At 53.0% G+C, this 22,037-nt stretch carries 19 protein-coding genes and 2 pseudogenes; 5 read left to right on the top strand and 16 right to left on the bottom strand.

Annotated features, from left to right (window positions below; genetic code table 11):
- Positions 1–589: 589 nt before the first annotated feature.
- The gene (locus SK53_RS23510; protein ID WP_154816365.1) at positions 590–847 is read left to right on the top strand and encodes a hypothetical protein; all 258 of its coding nucleotides are present in this window, start codon (positions 590–592) and stop codon (positions 845–847) included.
- A gap of 255 nt (positions 848–1,102) precedes the next feature.
- Positions 1,103–1,315: pseudogene (locus SK53_RS04590) on the top strand (tRNA 2-thiocytidine(32) synthetase TtcA); the annotation flags it as partial.
- 43 nt (positions 1,316–1,358) lie between these two features.
- Here SK53_RS04590 and dbpA read toward each other — a convergent pair.
- The 10 genes and pseudogenes from dbpA to SK53_RS04545 all read right to left on the bottom strand — a co-directional run bounded on the left by dbpA (position 1,359) and on the right by SK53_RS04545 (position 12,168).
- Positions 1,359–2,732 (bottom strand): ATP-dependent RNA helicase DbpA, encoded by a 1,374-nt coding sequence (gene dbpA, locus SK53_RS04585; protein ID WP_048208623.1) that lies wholly within the window; start codon positions 2,730–2,732, stop codon positions 1,359–1,361.
- Positions 2,733–2,789: 57 nt separating this feature from the next.
- Positions 2,790–2,936, bottom strand: coding sequence for a proline-rich small protein YnaL (locus SK53_RS23505; RefSeq protein WP_275427718.1), 147 nt, complete (start codon positions 2,934–2,936; stop codon positions 2,790–2,792).
- 280 nt (positions 2,937–3,216) lie between these two features.
- Positions 3,217–4,200, bottom strand: a complete 984-nt coding sequence (zntB, locus tag SK53_RS04580) for a zinc transporter ZntB (RefSeq protein ID WP_023314230.1) — start codon at positions 4,198–4,200, stop codon at positions 3,217–3,219.
- 90 nt (positions 4,201–4,290) lie between these two features.
- Entirely contained in the window at positions 4,291–5,421 is a 1,131-nt protein-coding gene (locus SK53_RS04575; protein ID WP_022651306.1) for a methyl-accepting chemotaxis protein, read from the bottom strand.
- Positions 5,422–5,737: 316 nt separating this feature from the next.
- Entirely contained in the window at positions 5,738–6,226 is a 489-nt protein-coding gene (locus tag SK53_RS04570; RefSeq protein WP_048208621.1) for a hypothetical protein, read from the bottom strand.
- 28 nt (positions 6,227–6,254) lie between these two features.
- On the bottom strand, positions 6,255–7,571 hold the full coding sequence (locus SK53_RS04565) for a VasL domain-containing protein (RefSeq protein WP_048208619.1): 1,317 nt from the start codon (positions 7,569–7,571) through the stop codon (positions 6,255–6,257).
- A gap of 23 nt (positions 7,572–7,594) precedes the next feature.
- Positions 7,595–8,050 (bottom strand): type VI secretion system baseplate subunit TssE, encoded by a 456-nt coding sequence (gene tssE, locus SK53_RS04560; RefSeq protein ID WP_048208617.1) that lies wholly within the window; start codon positions 8,048–8,050, stop codon positions 7,595–7,597.
- Positions 8,051–8,055: 5 nt separating this feature from the next.
- Positions 8,056–9,411, bottom strand: a pseudogene (gene tssC, locus SK53_RS04555) (type VI secretion system contractile sheath large subunit); the annotation flags it as partial.
- Positions 9,412–9,445: 34 nt separating this feature from the next.
- Entirely contained in the window at positions 9,446–9,937 is a 492-nt protein-coding gene (gene tssB, locus SK53_RS04550) for a type VI secretion system contractile sheath small subunit (RefSeq protein WP_003856899.1), read from the bottom strand.
- A gap of 614 nt (positions 9,938–10,551) precedes the next feature.
- Positions 10,552–12,168 (bottom strand): peptide ABC transporter substrate-binding protein, encoded by a 1,617-nt coding sequence (locus tag SK53_RS04545; RefSeq protein ID WP_048208614.1) that lies wholly within the window; start codon positions 12,166–12,168, stop codon positions 10,552–10,554.
- Between the two features lie 183 nt (positions 12,169–12,351).
- Here SK53_RS04545 and mpaA point away from each other — a divergent pair, with 183 nt between their 5' ends.
- On the top strand, positions 12,352–13,065 hold the full coding sequence (gene mpaA / locus SK53_RS04540) for a murein tripeptide amidase MpaA (protein WP_022651338.1): 714 nt from the start codon (positions 12,352–12,354) through the stop codon (positions 13,063–13,065).
- Here mpaA and ycjG read toward each other — a convergent pair.
- On the bottom strand, positions 13,056–14,021 hold the full coding sequence (ycjG, locus tag SK53_RS04535) for an L-Ala-D/L-Glu epimerase (RefSeq protein ID WP_048208612.1): 966 nt from the start codon (positions 14,019–14,021) through the stop codon (positions 13,056–13,058). The two genes, mpaA and ycjG, sit on opposite strands and share 10 nt — an antisense overlap.
- A 106-nt stretch (positions 14,022–14,127) precedes the next feature.
- Between ycjG and tpx the strand changes: the two genes are divergently transcribed.
- Positions 14,128–14,634 (top strand): thiol peroxidase, encoded by a 507-nt coding sequence (gene tpx / locus SK53_RS04530; RefSeq protein ID WP_003856889.1) that lies wholly within the window; start codon positions 14,128–14,130, stop codon positions 14,632–14,634.
- Positions 14,635–14,668: 34 nt separating this feature from the next.
- Here the strand turns inward: tpx and tyrR are convergent, their stop codons facing one another.
- The 3 genes from tyrR to SK53_RS04515 form a co-directional block, all read right to left on the bottom strand.
- Positions 14,669–16,210, bottom strand: coding sequence for a transcriptional regulator TyrR (gene tyrR, locus SK53_RS04525; protein WP_048208610.1), 1,542 nt, complete (start codon positions 16,208–16,210; stop codon positions 14,669–14,671).
- Between the two features lie 111 nt (positions 16,211–16,321).
- On the bottom strand, positions 16,322–17,374 hold the full coding sequence (locus tag SK53_RS04520) for a YcjF family protein (protein ID WP_032609317.1): 1,053 nt from the start codon (positions 17,372–17,374) through the stop codon (positions 16,322–16,324).
- Positions 17,371–18,768 carry a YcjX family GTP-binding protein gene (locus SK53_RS04515; protein WP_045336517.1) on the bottom strand — a complete coding sequence of 466 codons (1,398 nt, stop codon included), beginning with the start codon at positions 18,766–18,768 and terminating at the stop codon, positions 17,371–17,373. The genes SK53_RS04520 and SK53_RS04515 overlap by 4 nt, the downstream gene beginning before the upstream one ends.
- Positions 18,769–18,923: 155 nt before the next feature.
- Here SK53_RS04515 and SK53_RS04510 point away from each other — a divergent pair, with 155 nt between their 5' ends.
- Entirely contained in the window at positions 18,924–19,934 is a 1,011-nt protein-coding gene (locus SK53_RS04510; RefSeq protein ID WP_048208607.1) for a LacI family DNA-binding transcriptional regulator, read from the top strand.
- A gap of 33 nt (positions 19,935–19,967) precedes the next feature.
- Here SK53_RS04510 and SK53_RS04505 read toward each other — a convergent pair whose 3' ends face one another.
- Both SK53_RS04505 and SK53_RS04500 read right to left on the bottom strand, forming a co-directional pair.
- On the bottom strand, positions 19,968–20,882 hold the full coding sequence (locus SK53_RS04505) for an OmpG family monomeric porin (protein WP_023314240.1): 915 nt from the start codon (positions 20,880–20,882) through the stop codon (positions 19,968–19,970).
- Positions 20,883–20,947: 65 nt separating this feature from the next.
- Entirely contained in the window at positions 20,948–22,030 is a 1,083-nt protein-coding gene (locus tag SK53_RS04500) for an ABC transporter ATP-binding protein (protein WP_048208605.1), read from the bottom strand.
- Between the last annotated feature and the right edge of the window lie 7 nt (positions 22,031–22,037).

The following is a 22,037-nucleotide window of genomic DNA, read 5'->3' as shown; positions in this document are numbered from 1 at the left end:
TAGAATCTATGGGCATAATTCGCTGAATGAGCAGAACAAGGATGGGCCCAAAACGGCTGGATTTGTTCTTAATTAATATTAGTGCGCATAATGTATATTATGTTAAATGTGGTGGGTTTGTTCTTAGGTGTTAGCGGGCCGCCAATATGGGAGTTAGCGAGCACACAACCAGCCGCGAAGATCCCCGCGTCATAGCGACATAGAGGTGTCGTGCATCCATCTCTTCCGGGGATGTGATGACTGCCACCTCCCCTTCCAGTCCCTTTAGCAACAATGTGCTGCCGATTACACGCCGGGTCAACGGTCGACTCTCGTGGCGATTGCGTTCGCGCTCGTTTACCGTGGCGTCTGCAAAAGTGCAGCCTCCGGCAGCAGCCGACTGCAGGGCGCGCAAACAACAGCGCAAAATCTCTGGCCGATAGACTCGCGCATTGTCCTGACGAGTCAGAAGGCGCAGCGCCTCTGCGGCCAGCGTAAAACCTGGTCTCTCTGCAAATGCCACTAACGCTGCTTCTGCGACCGTCGGCGGATTGCGGGCTCTTCCTCTTCGTAGCGTTTCCAGCCGGGGCAGCAACGCTGCGGGGCCAACTTGGGTCATGACGCCTGCGGCAAACTGCACCAGGCGCGTCAACGCATCCGAAGCCTCCAGGTTAAACCCTGCACCAAAGTCGGTAAGGTCAACCAAATCGACAGCTTCGACGGTCGTCGCACCCGGGGTCTGGCTGGCCATCTGCTGGCGCCCGCGAGTGTCGTAGCTGTTTCCAATCACCAGTACCTGCCCGTTCGCGGTGACCGCTCGGGTCTGGGCGGCAGTAAGACGCTGCTGAACAGCAGTTTCTGCCTGTAACGGTACCCAGGCTACCTCAGCAGGCACCTGGCGAAGGTCAACGTTGAGCTAGATGAGGATATTGAGCTCAACTCCAGGCAGGAGCGCATATATGTTCAGGTTAAAACCCGCCTGAAACCCATCATTCCCAGCGATGTGTTTGGCGCTCTCGCGCGGTTTGCGGAGCTGCGTAACGAGCACACTGATGGGCGCCGCCAGGGAAGCCCTTCTTTCATTATCGTCGCCAACCAGGCGCCAGGTCCACATCTGCAGAAGATGATTAGCGCCATGCAGAACGTGGTGCCTTCGCACCTCGCCGACGTTGAACTGTTCGATTTCAAAGGGATTAACCACGGTTCAGAGGTGGTGAATGGCGGGGATCTGGCGTTTGATCGCGAAGAGATCCCGATGCAGCCTGCTGGCTGGCAGCCAGAGGAAGAGGATGCGCAATTCGATGAACTGCGCCTGAACGTGGTAGAAGTCAAGTAACCTGGCAGCGTCTCAGATATCGTTTCTGAGACGCGTTTTAAGCTTACTTCAGCAGTCGAACGCGGCAGGTCTTCCCTTTAATCTTCCCGCCCTGCAATTGTTTCCAGGCCTTATGCGCAACCGACTGGCGAACCGCTACGTAGACATGCGCAGGATGGACCGTGATCTTGCCAATATCTGCCCCATCGAGACCGATATCCCCTGTTAACGCCCCCAGAACGTCACCGGGACGCATTTTGGCCTTTTTACCGCCGTCGATGCACAGGGTGGTCATTTCCGCCGCCAGCGGAGCGATGCTGATATTACCTGGGGCATTCACCCAGTTGAGTTTCAGTTGCAGCATTTCCGCAAGAATATTAGCGCGCTGCGCCTCTTCAGGTGCGCAGAAGCTGATGGCGAGACCACTGTTACCCGCACGCGCAGTACGCCCGATGCGGTGGACATGCACTTCCGGATCCCATGCCAGTTCGAAATTCACCACCAGCTCAAGCGATTTAATATCCAGGCCACGGGCCGCCACATCCGTTGCAACCAGCACGCGAGCGCTGCCGTTAGCGAAACGCACCAGCGTCTGATCGCGATCGCGCTGTTCCAGATCGCCATGCAGCGATAATGCGCTCTGCCCGGCATCATTCAGGGCATCGCACACCGCCTGACAGTCTTTTTTGGTATTACAGAACACCACGCAGGACGCTGGCTGGTGTTGGCTCAGCAATTTTTGTAGCAGTGGAATTTTGCCCTGCTGCGATGTCTCGAAGAACTGCTGCTCAATCGCCGGCAACGCATCGACAGTATCGATTTCAATGGTCAGCGGGTTCTTCTGCACGCGCCCGCTGATCGCCGCAATCGCCTCAGGCCAGGTGGCAGAAAAGAGCAGCGTCTGACGCGTGGCTGGCGCAAAGCGGATCACTTCGTCAATCGCATCGCTGAAGCCCATATCCAGCATGCGGTCAGCTTCATCCATCACCAGCGTTTGCAGTGCATCGAGTGAAACGGTGCCTTTTTGCAGGTGATCGAGCAGACGGCCCGGCGTTGCCACAATGATATGCGGCGCGTGCTGAAGGGAATCGCGCTGCGCACCAAACGGTTGCCCGCCGCAGAGCGTTAAAATTTTAGTGTTAGGCAAAAAACGCGCCAGACGACGCAGCTCACCCGCGACCTGGTCGGCCAGCTCGCGCGTCGGGCAGAGTATCAGGGACTGAGTCTGAAACAGGGTTGCATCAATGTGTTGTAACAGGCCTAGCCCGAATGCAGCCGTTTTTCCACTGCCGGTTTTCGCCTGCACGCGCACGTCACGGCCTTCAAGGATAGCCGGCAGCGCGGCGGCCTGGACAGGGGTCATAGTGAGGTAGCCCAACTCATTCAGGTTAGCCAGTTGGGCTTCAGGCAGAACGTTCAGCGTGGAAAAAGCGGTCACAATATACTCTCGTGGTAATGATTGCAGTCAGATGGCGCGTATCCTCGCAGATCTGCGCTAACGATGCGACAATTTAATCGGTTCTTCATCGGGCGGCGGATCCGGCATCGGCTGCGGACGTGGGACAGGATCGGGTATCGGCGTCGGATCGGTGGGCACCGGATCGGACTGCCAGGTGTTCAGGCGTTGCAGGGCAAGTAGCATACTCATCTTTTCCTCCAGATTAGGGTGCTGACCCCTAAAGGGTAGACGCAGATAATCAGGAGGCAAAAAAAAGCCGACTATGAAGTCGGCGTCGTACGAATCAATTGTGCTATGCAGTAATTCAAAAAAAGGAAGTAAGACAATATGGAGCGCAACGCCCATCGCTTGACGTTGCATTCACCTGCGGGAGTAATATTGCACCTAACATGGTCGGAGTTTATTGACTTCGCTCAATTAAAATGTCGTTTTGAAGCCGACTCTGCCTCAGAAAAGCGTAAATTTACAGCCATTTACTACGATGCAACCACCATGCAACACCCCCAATCAAAACCACTAACATGACGCAAAACGTGGTGAAGCCATAGTGATATTCACCGCCGGGGATCCCTCCGAGGTTTACGCCAAACAACCCCGTCAGGAAGGTACTCGGTAAAAAGACCATCGCCATCAGCGACATGGTGTACGTTCTTCTGGCTAACGACTCCTGCATCACCTGGGCTATCTCATCCGCCATGACTGCCGTTCTGGCAATACATGAGTCAATCTCGTCCAGACCACGTCCGAGCCGGTCAGCGATATCCTGCATTCTGCGGCGCTGATCGTCGTTCATCCAGCTCATGCGTTCGCTGGCCAGCCGCGCATAAACGTCGCGCTGGGGAGTCATATAGCGGCGCATCACGATGAGCTGCTTACGCAGCAACGCCAGAAAACCACGTGGGGGAATTTGCTGATCGAGCAGGTTATCTTCCAGATCGATGATTTTATCGTGAAGTTCTTCTATAAACTCGCTGGCATGATCGGTCAACGCATCACACACATCCACCAGCCAGCTGCCGCAATCCGTTGGTCCCGTGCCCTCTTTCAGATCGTTAATGACGTCATCCAGCGCCAGCACTTTTCGCTGGCGGGTGGAAACAATCAGCCGTTCATCCATATAAACACGCATGGCCACCAGCTGATCCGGACGCTCATCCGTACTGCCGTTTATACAACGCAGCGTAATTAACGTCCCCTCACCCATCCGGCTGACGCGGGGTCTGAGACTTTCTCCCGCCAGCGCATCCCGAACGTTGTTGGGCAATAGCGGCGTGGACGCGAGCCACTCGGCGCTGTCCGGGTGCGTGTAGTTGAGGTGCAGCCAGCATGGATGTTCGTTGTCGATATGATCCTGATCTTCAAGCGGCCTTGCGCCGCCACGTCCATCAAACACCCATGCAAAAACTGCGTCAGGTACGTTAACCTCAGACCCTTTGATGCTCTCCACAGCGCCTCCACCGTTTTATCTCTTTCGGTGTCAGTCTAGCTTTCGCCGAGGGTTAAGCAATAATTATGTGAGGCATCGTCCTGAATACGCTCAGGAATTCACCGCCCATTCGCGGCTTCTTAACGCATTGTCAGCCTGGAGCTCATTTTCCAGACGGAAATTACGTGTTCGTGTCTGGAGCTCAATCACCTGATTGCGCAGCACATCTGACGATCCATTGAGTTCTTCAACCATCGACACGTTGCTCTGCGTTACGCGTTCAAGCTCAGACAATGCCTGCGTAATTTGTGAAATACCTTTTTCCTGTTCTGATGTTGAGGCGGATATTTCATCCATCAGTCTGCTCACATTGCCCGAACCGGTAACAATATCATGCATATTTTTTTCGGCTTCAGAGACCACGTTAACGCCCTGTGTCACGTTATGGCTGGTAACTTCAATCAATGACTTAATATTTTTTGCCGCTTCGGCGCTACGATGCGCAAGGCTTCTCACTTCGCCCGCGACCACAGAAAACCCTTTACCATGGTCGCCCGCTCTTGCCGCTTCAACGGCGGCGTTAAGCGCCAGAATATTGGTCTGAAAAGCGATACCGTCAATCAGCGAGATAATCTCTGTCATTTGCTGGGCGCAGTCGGTAATCGACTGCATATTGTTCGCGACCTGCCCCATTAACTCTCCGCCTTTACGCGCCTGCAACGTCGCGAGATTCGCCTGTTCGCTGGCTAAACGGGTATTGTCGGCATTATTTTTTGTACTTGCAGCCATCTCTTCCATGCTGGCTGCCGTTTGCACCAGCGAAGCTGACTGCTGTTCTGTTTTGACGGAAAGCTGCGCGCTGCGTGAAGAGAGTTGATCTGACAGGGTCATCGCGGTTTGCGAGGAGGCGCGGATCTCACGGACCAGCGTTGCAATGTTGCTGGAGAGACTATTAATCCCCGGGATCAGACGTCCCGCACAGTTGTTGCCAAATTCAGGTATCGACACGCCAAGTTTGCCTGACGTCACTTCTTCAATACTTTTTTTCACAGTATTGATCGGCGTCACAAGATATTTGGTCATGTACGCCCAGAGTAAAAATAAGGCGATGAATTGTACAATTATGACTGCAATAAAAAGCGAAGAATTTCGTGAAAATAGCGCTATAACTCCATCACTTACCAAAAATACACATAAAAGGAAATAGACAATGAACGTTCTGACACTAATATTTCTTAGCATACGTTTTCCTGGGGCATTATATTTTGGTTGGCATTAAGGGTTATAGCATTGCCATACGAATTTGTCCTCACGTACGTCGCTGGTTTGTTGTTTTGCAGTTTGATATGTGCAGTTTTACTTAAGGCGGATAAAAAGCATGTGTTACGGTAAATATCTGGCTTGTAGTTTGGTTACTGATACTCCTTCAATAACGGTTATTATATATTTAAGGAGAGATACTGTAGGGTGCCGATGTTTAGTGGTACTTAATAAGTTAACGTAGTTAATATATATTAACTACGTTATTGCACGCCCCTCCCGTTAGGGTGGCTGACGTTCAGGCCAGACAGTCGATAGACTGGAAAAAACAGTCCTCAGTCATGAGGATATTCTCTTTTGCACTTTGATGCCCGCGACGAATATACCAGCCTGCATCAGGCGCCATGCTTAAATGGAATATCCTCGCCCCCGACAGACTATCGGGGACAGTAATACTCATCGTCACACACCCCTTCTCCGCCCCCCTGATCACCTGTTCTGGCATAATGGTGACGCTGCGATCCCCATTTTGCAAAATGATCGTCGTAATAGCATAACGACATATACCGCTACTAAGGCTGTAGCCAACCGTACTTAAATCGGTGATATGTTTTTTAGATAAAAATATTTCAATACCAGAACCTTCAAACCATGTAATGATTTGTTGCGCAAGATCCTCCATCCGCTCACAAAACGCCCTGACTTCGGCCTCAGCCGTATTAACATAGATCGGTTTGTCCCCGATACTCTGTTGCACTTTCTTAAAAAAACGCTCTCTTGCTGACATGTCAACTCCGTGTTTTTCGCCAGTCTCATTATTCTTTTTGGTGCTTCAGCAGAGCATAGCTGGCAATCAACTGCTGAAGATGCTGTTCGGTCTGGTTTAGCTGCGCTGCTGACAGGGGTTGCCCGGCAGGTAAAATAGAAAGCAGACGAAGCTGCTCCTCAAGCGGAACGGTATGGCTGAAGGACTGCGACATGGCAAACACGGCTGATTTCAGTTCACTCACCGTCATGTACTTCCCCTTCTGTTCATCCAGCGCGTTCAGCCTGTTCGTCAACTGCTGTAACTGCGTCATCCCCTGATGCCAGCCATTCAGATCTGACTCTGCAAGCCCGGCAACGCTAATCTGCGTGTGCCACTGTTGCGCCAGGGATTTGGCCTCTTCAGGCCACAGCGTCACCGCCTGCTGCACCAGACGGTCGCCGTAGCTTACTGCCCAGTCTGGTTTCAGATGTAAAAGCTGCGCTAACATCTGCTGTGTCTTACTGATCCCCGGTTCAGGTGGCGGTGACGTTTGTTGCAGCGCCTGCAACTGTGCTGTAGAGAGTCCTTCAGGTATAGGAGCCAGGGACGCGGCCAGCTGCATTTGCGCCGAATCTGGCGCATGCATCATCTGCCATGCCACTGCGACAACACTGGCAGCCACCAGCATGGACAACATACCCGCAGCAAATGGCTTCCACTGCTTCACGGATACAGGAGGCTCTTTATTCAGCAACGGCTCGGGCTGAACCACATAAACCCTTTTACAACGCTCTGTCGGTTCTGTGAGGTGGAGTTCCGCGGCCCCCACCGCGTTCCCCGGCAGACTTACGCCCGTATTTTCGCTGTTTTCCAGACGCACTGCTGCGTTCTGCATCATCGAGCGCAGGGCATCAAGCTGAGCAGCATGCTTAAGTTCGAGGCGTTGCAACATGTCACTCAGAGCGTTCAGATTCTCCTCAGCCTGATAAAGCTGTCCTAAATCGGCATACGTCAACGTCAGCGTTCTCACCACCTGTTGCAGGCGTTTGCTCAGTGCGCTGAGGATTTCAACTCGCGCATGGACAGGCTGTGGCCAGAGGCTACCCCACTGACGGACGACCAGTGCAGCCAGTAGCGCCAGCCCTTCATTCATACCATAGAGGCCGGCAAGATGCGTGCGGGCGAGCGTATACCAGGCGGCCGTTTGTAGCTCCACACCGTTATGCTCGAACAGTGACAGACAGAGCGTTTCCGCGTGTTGCCAGTTAACATCCGGGCGTGCCGGATGGGTGAGCTTGTTCATTTCGTCGCGCAAGGCAGCGTAATCCGCAAGCGTGCGCGGATCCCCGCCGGTTTTAAGTTGGCGTTCAGAATTTATTGTCATAACTGTTTTAACCTGAGTAATAACTAGATGGCGGCTCGTGCATCGAGGTATTGCTGTTGTTTCAGATGACGGATTAATACCCTGCCCTCGGGCATAAATTCCGTGCCGTAGCGCACCAGCCCCACCCCCTTCAGCTCCGCATCAATGGCGTAGCGGAGTTCACCGGGCTGCATCTGTTCCTGCATCACCACGTTAACCCGGCTCAGGCGCGGCTCATATTTCAGCAACACGGCCGACAGTATGGTAATCAACTGGTGGGCGGTCCCGGGCATTCCCTGGAGGATTTTTGTCATATCCGGCAGGCCGTAGTCCGGCAAGTGAGCCAGCGTACCGGCGCGGCAGTTGAGGATGCGCTGCATGTTATCGAGTACTGATAAAATCACCTGATTTTGTTCGCTGACCTGGTTGAGGTTCAGGCCACCTGAGAAATTACCGCTCAGCATTTCATAAAGCGATGGCGTGTTGTGTCCCTTTGGCATCAGTCATCCTTCACCAGACTACGCACCCAGGTATTCAGCTCCAGTTCCAGCAGACGGCGGTCCTTGGTGGTGCCGATGTTCTCGCGCTGGATGAGCTTCAGGTAGTGCGCAATACGCGACAGCAGGAAGATGTACGGCAGACGGGCGTTGATGCGGCTGTTGGCCGTGGCATCTGCGGTGTCGTACAACGCCGGTTTCTGCGCGGAGTTCGCCGAGAAGAAGCAGGCATAGTCGCGGTTTTTGTAATACGAGAGCGGGATAAAGCCGAGGCTGGCAAACTCAAACTCGCGGGTCTCCGGGATCATCACCTCAGACGGAATTTTCACCTGGTTGCCGGTGCCCAGATCGTACAGATGAATAGGCAGATCTTTCACCGCCCCGCCCGCCTGCGGGCCACGGATCTGCACGCACCAGCCGTTATTGATGAAGCTCTTCACCATGTTTGACGCGAAGGAGAACGACGCGCTGGTCCACAGGTATTTCTCGTGATCCGGGCCTTTCACCTGCTCAACGTAGTTAAAGCTGCGTACCGGTACGGTGTCCGGGCCATACGGCAGACGCCCCAGCACGCGCGGCATCACGAGGCCGATGTAGCGGGCGTCGTCGGTGTCGCGGAAGGATTTCCACTTGATGTATTCCGCGCGGTCGAAGTAGTTGCCGATATCCTTAATTGCAGCGACCTCTTCCATCGAGTCTTTCAGGAAGAATTTCGGACCGACAGAGCCAATAAACGGCATATGTGCGGCAGCTGATACTTTAGAGATGTTGCGTAGCAGCGCCACATCCTGCGGGCTGGCGTCAAATTCATAGGATGAAATCACGGAACCAATCGGCTCGCCGCCCGGGGTGTCGTATTCGGCGGTATAGGTGTGCCAGTAGAGGCCGCTCTGAATAAGTTCCGGCGCGTCTTCAAAGTCCTGACGCAGATCTTCTTTCGACACATCCAGAATTTCGGTTTTCACATTCTGGCGGTAGTCGGTGCTGTCCACCAGCTGCTTCAGGCCGCGCCACAGGGACTCCACCTTCTGGAACTCCTGGTGATGCATTACGGCATCCAGCTGACGGCTGATCTGGAAATCCAGCTCAGCGATATGGTGGTCAATCAGCGTTTTGTCGAGCTTCTCCACCGGCTGACCGGATTTGCGGATGCAGTCCATAAACACCTGCATTGCCGCCGTCAGGCGTTCACCCGCCGGAGCGTCAGAAAGCGCGGCGTCATCCAGAAACGCATTGATATCCCCCAGGCTGGAGGCCGGGGTCAGGTTGATTTTTTCAAACAGGGAGGCGTAAACGCCCTCTTTTTCCAGTACGGTGGTCTGCCCCTGCGCGGAGGCGGTTTCAGTATTCACAGACATCAGCATATTCCCGGTTAATCCATTAAATTACACATGCCGCTTATTTCGGGGCCAGTGCACTCATTTCGTCGCGTAATTCCTGAGACAGCGCCGGGTCTTTGAGAATTTTCTCGAGTTCTTTTCTGAAAGTAGCGTTATCAAGGAGATTGGATTTGAGGTCGCGTAATAAATTACGCATGGCCAGCATGGCGCGGAGCTGGGGGATCTGGCGGGCAACCTGTTCAGGTTCGAAATCCTTAATATCGGAGAAATTCAGTTTTATGCTTTCTTCCGAGCCATCCCCGGCCATTGTGTTAGGAACCGTCAGATTCACTTCCGGGTTAAATTCCGAAAGTACGCTGTTGAAGTTATTTTTATTGACGTTGATTTTCTCCCTTTCCGATAATGGGCGATTCTCTTTTCCATTACTGAAATCACCGACGGTGAGGAGTTTAAGTGGCAGTTCGATTTTCTTTTGCGCGCCACCTGTATGCAGAGCCAGCTTTAAGTTTATGCGTGCCTTGGGCACCTCATTCTGGAATGAATCGGCCATAGCAGTCCCTTTCTTTAAAAGAAATAAATGTTAAGTGAGTGACGTTTGTTTACAAAGCCATATTAGAGCAAATGTCCATTTGAAATCAACTTTCCAGATCAAAGATCTACCATTAGACTTTTCTTAAGAATATTCCACTAAATTAGTGTACTCATAAATGCCATAGATACATGACACACAGTAAAAATTAACTATTTATTCACATTAATTTGGCAGAAATGACTGCTTTAATTGGAAATATTGAACTTATTGTTCCATGAGGTTGAATAATTGATTTACATCAATGCATTTATTAACACACCCCGTAACAGCGCAGAGAAATAAGGCTTTAATTCAATAAATGGCCTGAATATGAAAAAATCCTGTATCGGACAAATTCAACCTTTAAAACAGTAATGACTATACTGCTACAGGAATGGCGAATAAATGACTACGCGTTTTTCGATAAACGGTAGAAAGAATCTCTCTGAAGATATTCATCATGACAATAAGTGATGGGCTGATATGAAGGGGATATTTGGTAATAATCAGGCTGTAAAACTATCAACCCTGAGAGCGGGCGCTTATGCGGTTAATGGATATTTACCATAATCACGTAGCGCCCTGACCTCTTTTTAATGCTTTTCAATATACATTGTACGGCTGTACGCAACATCCTCTGGGTTATTTATCGGATAACCTTTAACCCATGGCTTGATGAGACGTCCATTGGTGTACTGATAAATAGGGGCAATCGGTGCTTTCTCGGTGAGGATCTTCTCGGCCATGTTGTAGTCGGCATTACGCGCTTTTTCAGTGGTTTCGAGCGTCGCCTGATGAATAATCTTATCGTAAGCAGGGTCGTTGAATCGTGAGATATTCCCGCTATGGGAGGAGGTCAGCAGCGACAGGAATGTCGACGGCTCGTTGTAGTCCCCTACCCACGATGCACGGATGACGTCAAAATTCCCGGTATTGCGGCTGTCGATGTAGGTTTTCCACTCCTGATTCTGCAACTTAACGTCAACACCCAGATTTTTCTTCCACATGGATGCAACGGCAATCGCGATTTTCTGGTGGTTTTCAGACGTGTTATACAGCAGCGTTAATTTTAGCGGACGCTGAGGGCCATAGCCTGCCGCCTGCAACAACGTTTTCGCCTGCGCATTCAGCTCTTGCTGCGACATCTGCTCAAATGGCGAGGTTTCCGGCGTAAAACCCGCAGTGACATCGGGAGTAAAATGCCAGGCCGGTTTCTCACCGGTCCCCAGGACTTTTTCCGCCATAATACGTCTGTCTATAGTCATGCTGAGCGCGAGACGTACGCGGGCATCCGCGGTTGGGCCTTTTTGCGTGTTAAACGCGTAGTAATAGGTCCCAAGCTGTGGCGGTGTATATACCTGTCCCGGAATATCTTTAAGCAGCTTCTGGTACATGTTTTTCGGAAACGATTCTGTAATATCGATATCGCCCGCAAGATAGCGTTTGGTCGCTGAGGACTCCTGGTTGATCGGCACAAAGGTGACTTTTTTAAGCACCGTCCTGCCGTTATCCCAGTAATGAGAATTTGGCTCAACCACCAGTTTTTCATTCACCACGCGATCTTTCAGCACATACGCACCGTTGCCAATGAGCGCGCCAGGGCGCGTCCATTCCTTACCGCTTTCCACATTGGCCTTTTGAACAGGATAAAACGCGAAGTTAGCCGTCAGATTGCTGAACCAGGGCAGCGGTTTGTCAAGCTGCACGCGCAGCGTTTTAGCATCCACCGCCGTCACGCCGAGCGTATCCGGAGCAGCTTTGCCGTCGATAATGGCCTGGGCATTGTTAATGCCCGCCAGCGCCGCAAACCAGGCGAAAGGTGACGTTGTTTTAGGATCAACCAGACGACGCCAGCTATAGACAAAATCGTGTGCCGTCACCGGGGTACCGTCAGACCACTTAGCGTTATCCCGCAACGTGAACGTCCAGATGCGATTGTCATTGCTCTGCCAGCGCGTCGCCACGCCGGGAACTAACTCCCCTTTTTCGTTCTGATTCACCAGCCCTTCATAGAGGTCGCGGATCACCTGTATCTCGGGCAACCCCACCGCTTTTGCCGGATCGAGCGAAGCGGGCTCATCTTTGATATGTCGAACCAGCTCCTGCTTTTGCGCCAGAACCGTTCCTTCGGGAACCTCCGCGGCATATGAAAGTGAAGAAAGCCCGCACAGCCACAGCGCAGTACAAAGAAGCGAAACAGGATGCTTCATACGATCCCCTTAATGATGTCAGGTAACAGGCAGATGCGTAATTATTTGTTTCGAAACGGAGAAATGCAAATGCTTCCTCCGGAAAGTTGATGTCAGGCAATTTTCCACACACACGGAAACTATTTGATTAAGCGCGGCTTTTGCACAACACTGCCAGAAGTGACTTTATCATCAGGGTTTACTATGGCAACTACCCGACCAAGAACGGAACGCGGTGCCTTCCCGCCAGGAACTGAACATTATGGACGCTCATTTTTAGGCGCGCCGCTGATCTGGTTTCCGGCCCCCAAGGCCGATCGCAATAGCGGCTTAATCATTGCAGGCACGCATGGCGATGAAAACTCGTCTGTCGTGACGCTCTCGTGCGCGCTACGTACGCTGGCCCCCGATTTACGACGTCATCATGTGATTTTGTCCGTCAACCCGGACGGTTGTCAGCTTGGATTACGGGCGAATGCACGCGGCGTTGACCTGAACAGGAACTTCCCGGCGGCAAACTGGCGCGCCGGTGAAACGGTGTATCGCTGGAACAGTTCGGCGCAGGAGCGAGATGTGGTCCTGCTCACGGGAGACAAACCCGGTTCCGAACCGGAGACTCAGGCGCTGTGCCAGCTTATTCATAAGATCCACCCGGCCTGGGTTGTCTCTTTCCACGATCCCCTCGCCTGTATTGAAGATCCTCGTCATACGGCGCTCGGGCAGTGGCTGGCGGATGCGTTTGCTCTACCTCTGGTGAGCAGCGTTGGCTATGAAACACCCGGGTCGTTTGGCAGCTGGTGCGCAGACCTCAGCCTTCACTGTATCACCGCAGAGTTTCCGCCCATCTCCTCGGATGAAGCGAGCGAAAAATACCTGCGGGCGATGACAGATCTCCTGCGCTGGCAGCCTCAAAGATGAAGTACGCCGGAGGTAAAATTCAGCGCGGGTGAGACGTCAACCGCCAGCCAGGTTGGGCCGTCCAGATCGGCAAAGCGCACGCTGTTCACCAGCGGGAGTGCAGCGCCGATCGCTCTGGACGTACACAACATACAGCCCAGCATCAGAGCAAAGCCTTGCGCCTGCGCATCTTGTGCCAGAGCCAGAGCCTCGGTTAATCCACCTGTTTTATCCAGCTTAATGTTCACCATTTCGTAACGTCCCTTGAGGGCTGACAGGCTCTCACGGGTATGACAGCTTTCGTCTGCACAGACGGGAAGCGGATGAATAAAATTCGCCAGCGCGGCATCGTCTTCTGCCGGGAGGGGTTGCTCCAGCATGGCAACGCCCAGATCGGCAAGCAGCTGACAACGGGCTGCCAGCCCTTCGCTGTGCCATGATTCGTTCGCATCGACGATAAGAGTGGCATCAGGTACCGCCGCACGAATGGCGACCATGCGTTCGCTAATCAGACGATCGTCGAGCTTCACCTTTAATAATGTTGCACCGGTGGCATACAAGGCCTGAGCGCTGGCGGCCATTTGCTCTGGTTCACCGATGACCACCGTTTGCGCGGTGACGATCGATTGCGGCAGCGCAACGTCCAGCAGCGCAGGCAGCGGTTTTTGTTGTTTCGCCGCTTCCAGACTCCAGAGTGCGCAGTCAATCGCGTTGCGTGCCGCGCCGGCCGGCAACCGAAGCTGAAGAGCCTCACGCGTCAGACCCGCCTGCAACTCGGGCACTACCGTCATAATTTGCGCCATGACTGACGCCAGGCTTTCTCCGTAACGTGGATAAGGGGTGCATTCTCCGACGCCTTTTACGCCGTTCTCTTCACATTCAACCACGACCACGCAGGCCTCATTACGGCTGCCGCGCGAGATCACAAACGGGGTGTGCAATGGCCAGGCTTCTTCATAGACCTTAACGCTTCTCATCACTGACTCCTTGCAGGCCGGAAAGGCAGAAAATTGGTTTGCCGTGCTAACTGCGGATGACATACACTAGCCACGACGTTAACTATTTGTAAACAGGAAGATATCTATGTCACAACTCGTTCATTTCCAGGGCAACCCGGTTGCTGTTGCAGGTTCCATCCCACAGTCTGGCAGCAAAGCACAGCCTTTTACTCTGGTGGCTAAAGATCTGTCTGACGTCACGCTGAGCCAGTTTGCTGGCAAACGTAAAGTCCTGAACATTTTCCCAAGCATCGATACTGGCGTTTGCGCTGCATCAGTGCGTAAATTCAACCAGCTGGCGACCGAAATGGACAACACCGTAGTGCTGTGCATTTCTGCTGATCTGCCGTTTGCCCAGTCCCGCTTCTGCGGCGCTGAAGGCCTGAGCAACGTCATCACCCTATCCACTCTGCGCAGCCCGGATTTCCTGGAAAAATACGGTGTTGCCATTTCCGAAGGCGCGCTGAAAGGTCTGGCTGCTCGTGCGGTGCTGGTGATCGACGAAAACGACAACGTTGTTTTCAGTGAGCTGGTGAACGAAATCACTACCGAACCGGATTACACCGCTGCACTTGAGGCGCTTAAAGCCTAAACGTAAAAAAGCCTCTGCAAAGAGGCTTTTTTATTTATTCGTCACCCTTCTTCTGATTTAACCCATACTCGCGCAACTTATTCGCAATCGCGGTATGTGACACCCCAAGACGTTTAGCCAGCTTGCGCGTGCTCGGATAGCTGCGATATAGCTGCGTTAACACCGAACGCTCGAAACGGCTGGTGATGTCATCCAGCGAGCCTTCCATTGCCTCTTCGCCTACCGAGACCGTCCCGGCATCGTAATCCGGCAACAGAATATCCTGAGGGCGCAGTTCATACCCTTCAAGCTGAGTTAATGCGCGATAGACCGCATTTTTAAGCTGACGAATATTGCCCGGCCAGCCGTAACGCGTCAGCACGGTGCCCAGGTCGGCAGAGAGCTTCGGACGCGGCACGCCCTGCTCATCGGCAAAACGGGCCACGAACAGTTCTGTCAACGGCATGATGTCCTGTGGGCAATCGCGCAGCGGCGGAATATTGAGCGTCAGAACGTTGAGACGATAGTAGAGATCTTCGCGGAATACCCCTTTCTGCACCAGCTCCACCAGATTTTTCTGGGTGGCGCAGATGACGCGCACGTCCACGTGAACTTCATGATCTTCCCCCACGCGGCGGAACGTGCCGTCATTGAGGAAACGCAGCAGTTTCGCCTGCATGCGTGGCGACATTTCGCCAATCTCGTCCAGCAGCACCGAGCCGCCATTCGCCTGTTCAAAGAAGCCTTTTTTACCTTCCGGCGCATGCCCGAACAGCTCACTTTCAACGGCATCTTCAGGAATAGAGGCGCAGTTCAGCGCCAGATACGGTTTTGCCGCACGCGGGCTGGCCATGTGCACAGCATGCGCCAGCAGATCTTTCCCCGTACCGGTATCCCCGGTAATCAGCAGCGGCGCCGTAAGATTTGCCAGCTTGCGCGCCTGGTCGATCACATGACGCATCTTCGGGCTCACCGCAATAATCTGGCTGAATGCGCCGACGTCCTGGCTGGAAAGGTTCTGTAACTGACGCCCCATTCGCACTGTGGAGCGCAGCATGATCACTGCGCCGGTCAGCACCCGCGCGGCATTTTCCCCTTTCAGGTAGACCGGCGTGATCTCCATCAGGAAATTCTGTCCGTTGATGACGACATGCTCGCTATGGGTATTTTGCGGGTTGCTGTCCAGCCAGCGCTGGAAATTAAAACCGGTGATCAGTTGCGTGGCGTGGTGCCCGATAAGTTTTTCCTGAGTCTGCGCAAACAGCTGGCAGCTGGCCTGGTTAACGCGCTGGACTTTATTTTTCAGATCGAGAGAGAGAAACGGCTCCGGCATTGCTTCCAGCAGCGCGCTCAGCGCAAGATGTTCCCGCTCGGACGGCATCCAGGGGATGGTGCGTACATCCGTAACGCCAGCGATACGGCGGATTTCCGCCATCAGGCTACTGAAGGTATTAAATTCAATTTCGGCAAAATTGAGGTAAATTCGCCCGACAGGGTCGATCTCTATGCCACGTAAATCAATGCTACGTAAAACAAGAAGATCGAGTAACTCGCGGGTCAGACCGAGACGGTCCTCACAAAAGACTTCCAGACGCATGGGAAATTCACCGTTTAAGCCAATAACAGTAAAATGATATGTCAGATCACGGTGTTCGGGAAGGTGGCTGTCAACAAATATTGACAGCCCGCACGATTAGTAAACAAAACCTCACTGAGCAGGTTTTTTATTGAGCGTCTCTTTAAGCTGGCCAATCAATTCGCGACGGAAATCCCCCAGCCGCGGCTTATCGCCATCGATCCAGGGGAGTGGACGACAAACCTCCATCGCTTTGATACCCAGGCGTGCCGTCAGCAGACCGGCACCAATCCCCTGCGCCGCCCGGGCAGAGAGACGCGCCGCAAGATCCTGCGACATCCAGTCCATCCCGACCTCCCGTACCAGTTCGCTTGCCCCGGCGAAGGCGATATTCAGCAACACCAGTTTGAACAGGCGCAGTCGGCTGTAATAGCCAAGCTCAATGCCGTACAGCCTGGCGATGCGGTTGATCAGACGCAGGTTGCGCCAGGCGATAAAGGCCATGTCCACCATTGCCAGCGGACTGACGGCGATCATCAGGGTAGATTCCGCCGCCGAACGGCTGATCTCACGACGAGCCTGCGCATCCAGTACCGGCTGAACAATGTGCGCATAGAGCGTGACCACTTCCTGGTCATTCTGGGTTTCGTGGATCGCCGCATACCAGCGCTGAAGCGCCGGGTGAGAGTGATCTATCCCGGCCTGAGCCGCAAGCTTTTCACAAAAAGCACGCCCTTTTCCTGTGCCGTGACTGTGCAGCAGATCCCGCGCTTCATCGCGTTCGTGGGCACGCTGACGCAAACGCCAGAGGCGACGCCACTCGCTGACGACTGAGCCAACGCCCGCACCAACAATCAACGCCCCGGCGGCGCATCCCCCCAGCGCCACCCAGTCCTGCGTTTGCCAGGCATTGACGCCCCACTGCACGCCCTGGCCGATTACGCTCACACCAAAAAGGGCTAACCCGGCGGTCACCATCTTACGCCACAGGCTGCGTTTCGGGCGCAGTGCCGCATCAACCACCGCTTCCGCCTGCCCCTCTTCAACCATCGGCTCGTCTGCCAGCACGGGAGCAAAGTTGTCAGCCTGCGGGCCGCTGAAGGTTTGCGCCGTTTTGAACGCCTCATGGGGCGTCTGCTCAAGCTGGCCGGTAAAATCAATGCGAGGTTTTAACGGTTCCGTCATCGCAATTTATCTCCGATTAAAAACTCCAGCGCAGCATCCAGACGGATGTGCGGCAATGGCTGATCAACGTTCATGCTCTGCGGACGGAAGGCTTCGAACTGAAAACCCTGGCTTTGCCAGAAAGCCTGGCCCGGCAGACGCGCCGGAACTTCCCCCGGATAGACCGTGAGCGGCTCACCGTCGCTGAGACGGTTGCCCCGCAGGGCCGGAATTTTCTCGCCATTCAGGTCAATCAACCCACTCTGCGTTGCCTGTACGGACGCCAGCCCCAGACAGTCCATGCTGATCCCTTCGAAGGCCGCATTCTGCCAGGCATCCTGCACCAGCTGTTGCAGCAGGGATACCATGTTGGCGTGCTGATCGACCGTCACATGGTCAGCTTTTGTGGCGGCAAACAGCAGCTTGTCGATGACCGGCGAGAACAAACGGCGAAACAGCGTACGCTGGCCATAATGAAAGCTTTGCATCAGCTGCGTCAGCGCCAGCCGCATATCATTGAACGCTTGCGGCCCGCTGTTGAGCGGTTGCAGGCAGTCCACCAGCACGATCTGGCGGTCAAAGCGTAAAAAGTGATTTTTATAAAAGCCCTTAACCACCTTCTCACAGTAATAATTGTATCGCTCGCGGAGCATACCGGCGTTAGTGGTCTTGTCCGCCTGCGCCAGTTTCGATTCGCCGATGCTGTCAACGTCCGGCCACGGGAAAAACTGTAGCGCGGGAGCACCGGCTAAATCACCCGGCAGAACGAAGCGGCCCGGCTGAATGAAATGCAACCCCTCCTGCTTGCACTGATGCAGGTAATCCGTCCAGGCTTCGGCTATGACGGCCAGACGGTTTTCATCCGCCGGCGCCAGCGGGTCCAGCCCTTCGCAAAGCTGGCGCCATTTGGTCGACCACTCTGCCCGCTGCCCCTGCAACAAACCGGTCATCTGTCGGGACCAGTTCAGGTAATCCTGCGCCAGCATCGGTAAATCGAGCAGCCATTCTCCCGGATAATCCACAATTTCGAGATAGAGCGTGGACGTTTCTTTGAAGTGACGCATCAGGGATTCATTCGAGCGGAAACGCAGCGCAAGACGGATTTCGCTCACGCCACGCGTCGGGGTGGGCCAGGCGGGAGGTTCCCCGTATAACTGCGCCAGACCTTCATCATAGGTGAAACGGGGGATGCCAAAATCACGTTGCGGTACGCGTTTCACCCCCAGCAACCGCTCCTCGCGCACTGCGCTAAGCAGTGGCAGGCGCGCCCCTGCATGCAGGTTCAACAGCTGATTGACCATCGCCGTAATGAATGCTGTCTTACCGCTGCGGCTCAGCCCCGTCACGGCAAGACGCAAATGGCGATCAACGCCACGGTTCACCAGAGAATTGAATTCGTTTTTAAGTCGCTTCATCGCCGTCCTTCATTGCCTGGAACCCTGAAAAAAGTCACTTCAGAATACAGTAAATTGGGGCAGATCGTTGATTATCAATTCTTAATTATTGCTATTGCCGTTTTCTCTCCAGTAAGATGGGCGCAATTGCTGTCCGTCTGGAGTGAGTAAGGTGTATGTCACCCACCATCTATGATATTGCCCGCGTTGCTGGCGTTTCGAAATCAACCGTGTCGCGCGTTCTGAATAAACAAACGAATATTTCTCCTGAAGCGCGCGAAAAGGTGTTGAAGGCGATAGAAGAATTAAATTATCAACCGAATAAACTTGCCCGCGCACTCACCTCTTCTGGCTTCGACGCCATTATGGTTATTTCGACCCGTTCAACCAAAACCACCGCAGGGAATCCGTTTTTCTCTGATGTACTGCATGCCATAACGGCAAAAGCAGAAGAAGAAGGTTTTGATGTTATTTTACAAACGTCCAAAAGCAGCGAAGATGATCTGCAAAAATGCGTGGGTAAAATAAAGCAGAAGATGATCAAAGGGATCATCATGCTAAGCTCGCCGGCGAACGAGTCTTTTTTCGCGACGCTGGACGAATACGGTGTGCCCGTGGTCGTTATTGGTAAAGTGGAAGGCAATTACCAGAATATCTATTCTGTCGACACGGATAATTTCCACGACAGCGCCATATTAACCGACTCATTTATCAAACATGGTCGCACTAAAATTGCCTGCCTGCATGCCCCGCTCGATTATCACGTTTCTATCGATCGCCTGGCGGGCTATAAATCGAGCCTTGAGAAGCACGGTATTGCGATTAATCCGGACTGGGTTATTGATGGCGGATATACCCATGAAAGCGCGCTTCAGGCGGCCTGTCAGCTACTCTCATCAGACAACCCGCCTGATGCAGTTTTTGCGACGGACAGCATGAAATTGCTAAGTCTTTATCGTGCCGCGGATGAGCTAAATCTGACGATCCCGGAACAGGTCGCAATGGCAGGATACAGCGACCCGATACTATCTCTCATTTTAACCCCTGCACCAGGCGGTTTTGATATCCCCACGAGAAAGCTGGGCGAAGAGAGCTGCGATTTGTTGTTCAGGTGCATTGCGGGTAAACCTGCCCCGCATAAGGTATTGGTTGAAACGCATTTTTCAGATGCGGCTTCATTACGCTAAAAACCAGGGGCAAACGCCCCTGGTGAAGTGTTATCAAAACGCGTAATTCACGCCGATACCGGCATAGTGGAAGCGGTCACTTTCCCCTTCGTCATGGTTTTCCCATTCGTAGGCATATTCCAGCGTCATGGATAAACCATTGTTAAAATCATAGGCGTACAGCATACCCAAACGGTTGAAATCATGTCCTTCACGCTCAGGATCGTCTTGCCAGTCCCAGTTTGACCAGCGATCGAGTCCCAGACGGGTATAAGGCGTTAGCGTCGTCTGACCCAATGAAATCGGCAGATAGGCGCGAATTTCCTGAGTGGAGAATTCACCGTTATTACGTGAACTGTCCATATTGAAACCCCGCTCTAAATAGTAATTAACTTTTGCAGAGACGGTTTCGTTAATTGTCCAGGTAAAACCGGTTTCCGTTTCAACACGGCTGTCAGAATAACCGGTTTTTGCCAGGTCATTCGCAAACTGGTACATGGCAAACCATCCGCCAAAACGCCAGTCATCGGTTAATTTTACATCCCAGTCCGGTTGAATTTTATAGCGCTGCATATTTGCGCTGCCCGCTTTCGCGCCATCCTCATCTTTGAAATGATAGCTGTAATTACGGAAACCACCCGTCAGTCCCAGCGTGAAATCATCGGTACCAATAATACGATAGCGTAATTCTACTTCGGGGCGATCGAAATAGGTGCCGCGCGTCATGCTACTGTAATCAACCGGCCCTTCCTGATACATAGCCAGCGAAATGGTCCATGCATCCCAAGTGGCATTAAACCACACGGAGGGTTCATATAATCCATCTTTATCGTCGGCCTGACCTTCGACGTTTTCAATTTCATACATGGCACCAATATTAAATTCCCACTGTTTGGCTGATTCAGTTGCTTGCGCGCAGCTCACCCCTGCGCACAGGACGAGCGCAGCACTTCTTAGTAGAGTACTCATTAAAATATTCCTTTATAATTAACATACAAAAAACCGGAAACTTTCATTTCCGGCGAACACCTTTCTTATCTAATAGCTGTTTCAGTATCAGCATCGAAGAAATGGCACTTATTCATGTCGAACTGGATGCCGATATTATCTCCGGCAACGTAATCATCCGCCGCTCCCGCACGGACAACCAGTTCATGCCCACCCACGGTGGCATAAAGCATAAATTCAGCCCCGGTCAGCTCAGCAACGCTGATCTTCGCCGTGATGTTTTCGCCGCTTCGCTGTACGGTGAGAATATCTTCCGGACGGATCCCAAAGACAACCGCTTTACGCTGGTAACCTTGCGCATTCAGTACGGCCAGCTTGTCCTCCGGGATCTCCAGACGCAGCGTTTCCGTCACAAAATAGCGGTCGTCGATTGCGCCACGAATGAAGTTCATCGCCGGTGAGCCAATAAATCCTGCAACGAACATATTCGCCGGCTCGTTGTAGACCTGCTTCGGCGCGCCCACCTGCTGAATGATGCCGTCCTTTAAAATCACGATGCGGGTCGCCATCGTCATGGCTTCCGTCTGATCGTGCGTCACGTAAATCATGGTGGTATTAAGCTTCTGATGCAGCTTGCTAATTTCAGCGCGCATCTGCACACGAAGTTTGGCATCGAGGTTGGATAAGGGCTCATCCATCAGGAACACCCCCGCTTCGCGCACTATCGCCCTGCCTAACGCCACGCGCTGACGCTGACCGCCGGACAACGCGCCAGGTTTACGCTGGAGGTAATCGCGCAAGCCCAGGATCTGTGCCGCCCAGGTAACGCGTTCTTCAATGACGGAGAACGCAATTTTTTGCATTTTCAGGCCAAACGCCATGTTGTCGTAGACCGTCATATGCGGATAGAGCGCATAGTTCTGGAAGACCATCGCGATATCACGGGACTTTGCGGGAACATCATTCATGCAAACCCCGTCAATAATCAGTTCACCCGCGCTGATCTCCTCGAGGCCGGCAATCATTCGCAGCGTCGTGGATTTCCCACAGCCCGATGGACCGACGAAGACGATAAATTCTTTGTCTTCAATTTCGAGGTTGAAATCCTTCACCACGTGGACCTGGTTATCATAAATTTTCTGAATGTGTTTCAGAGACAGTTGAGCCATTATTAAT

This window comes from Enterobacter sp. MGH119, assembly GCF_001037675.1.
GTDB classification, from domain to species: domain Bacteria; phylum Pseudomonadota; class Gammaproteobacteria; order Enterobacterales; family Enterobacteriaceae; genus Enterobacter; species Enterobacter hormaechei_C.
This window is presented reverse-complemented; position numbering and strand designations above follow the sequence as displayed.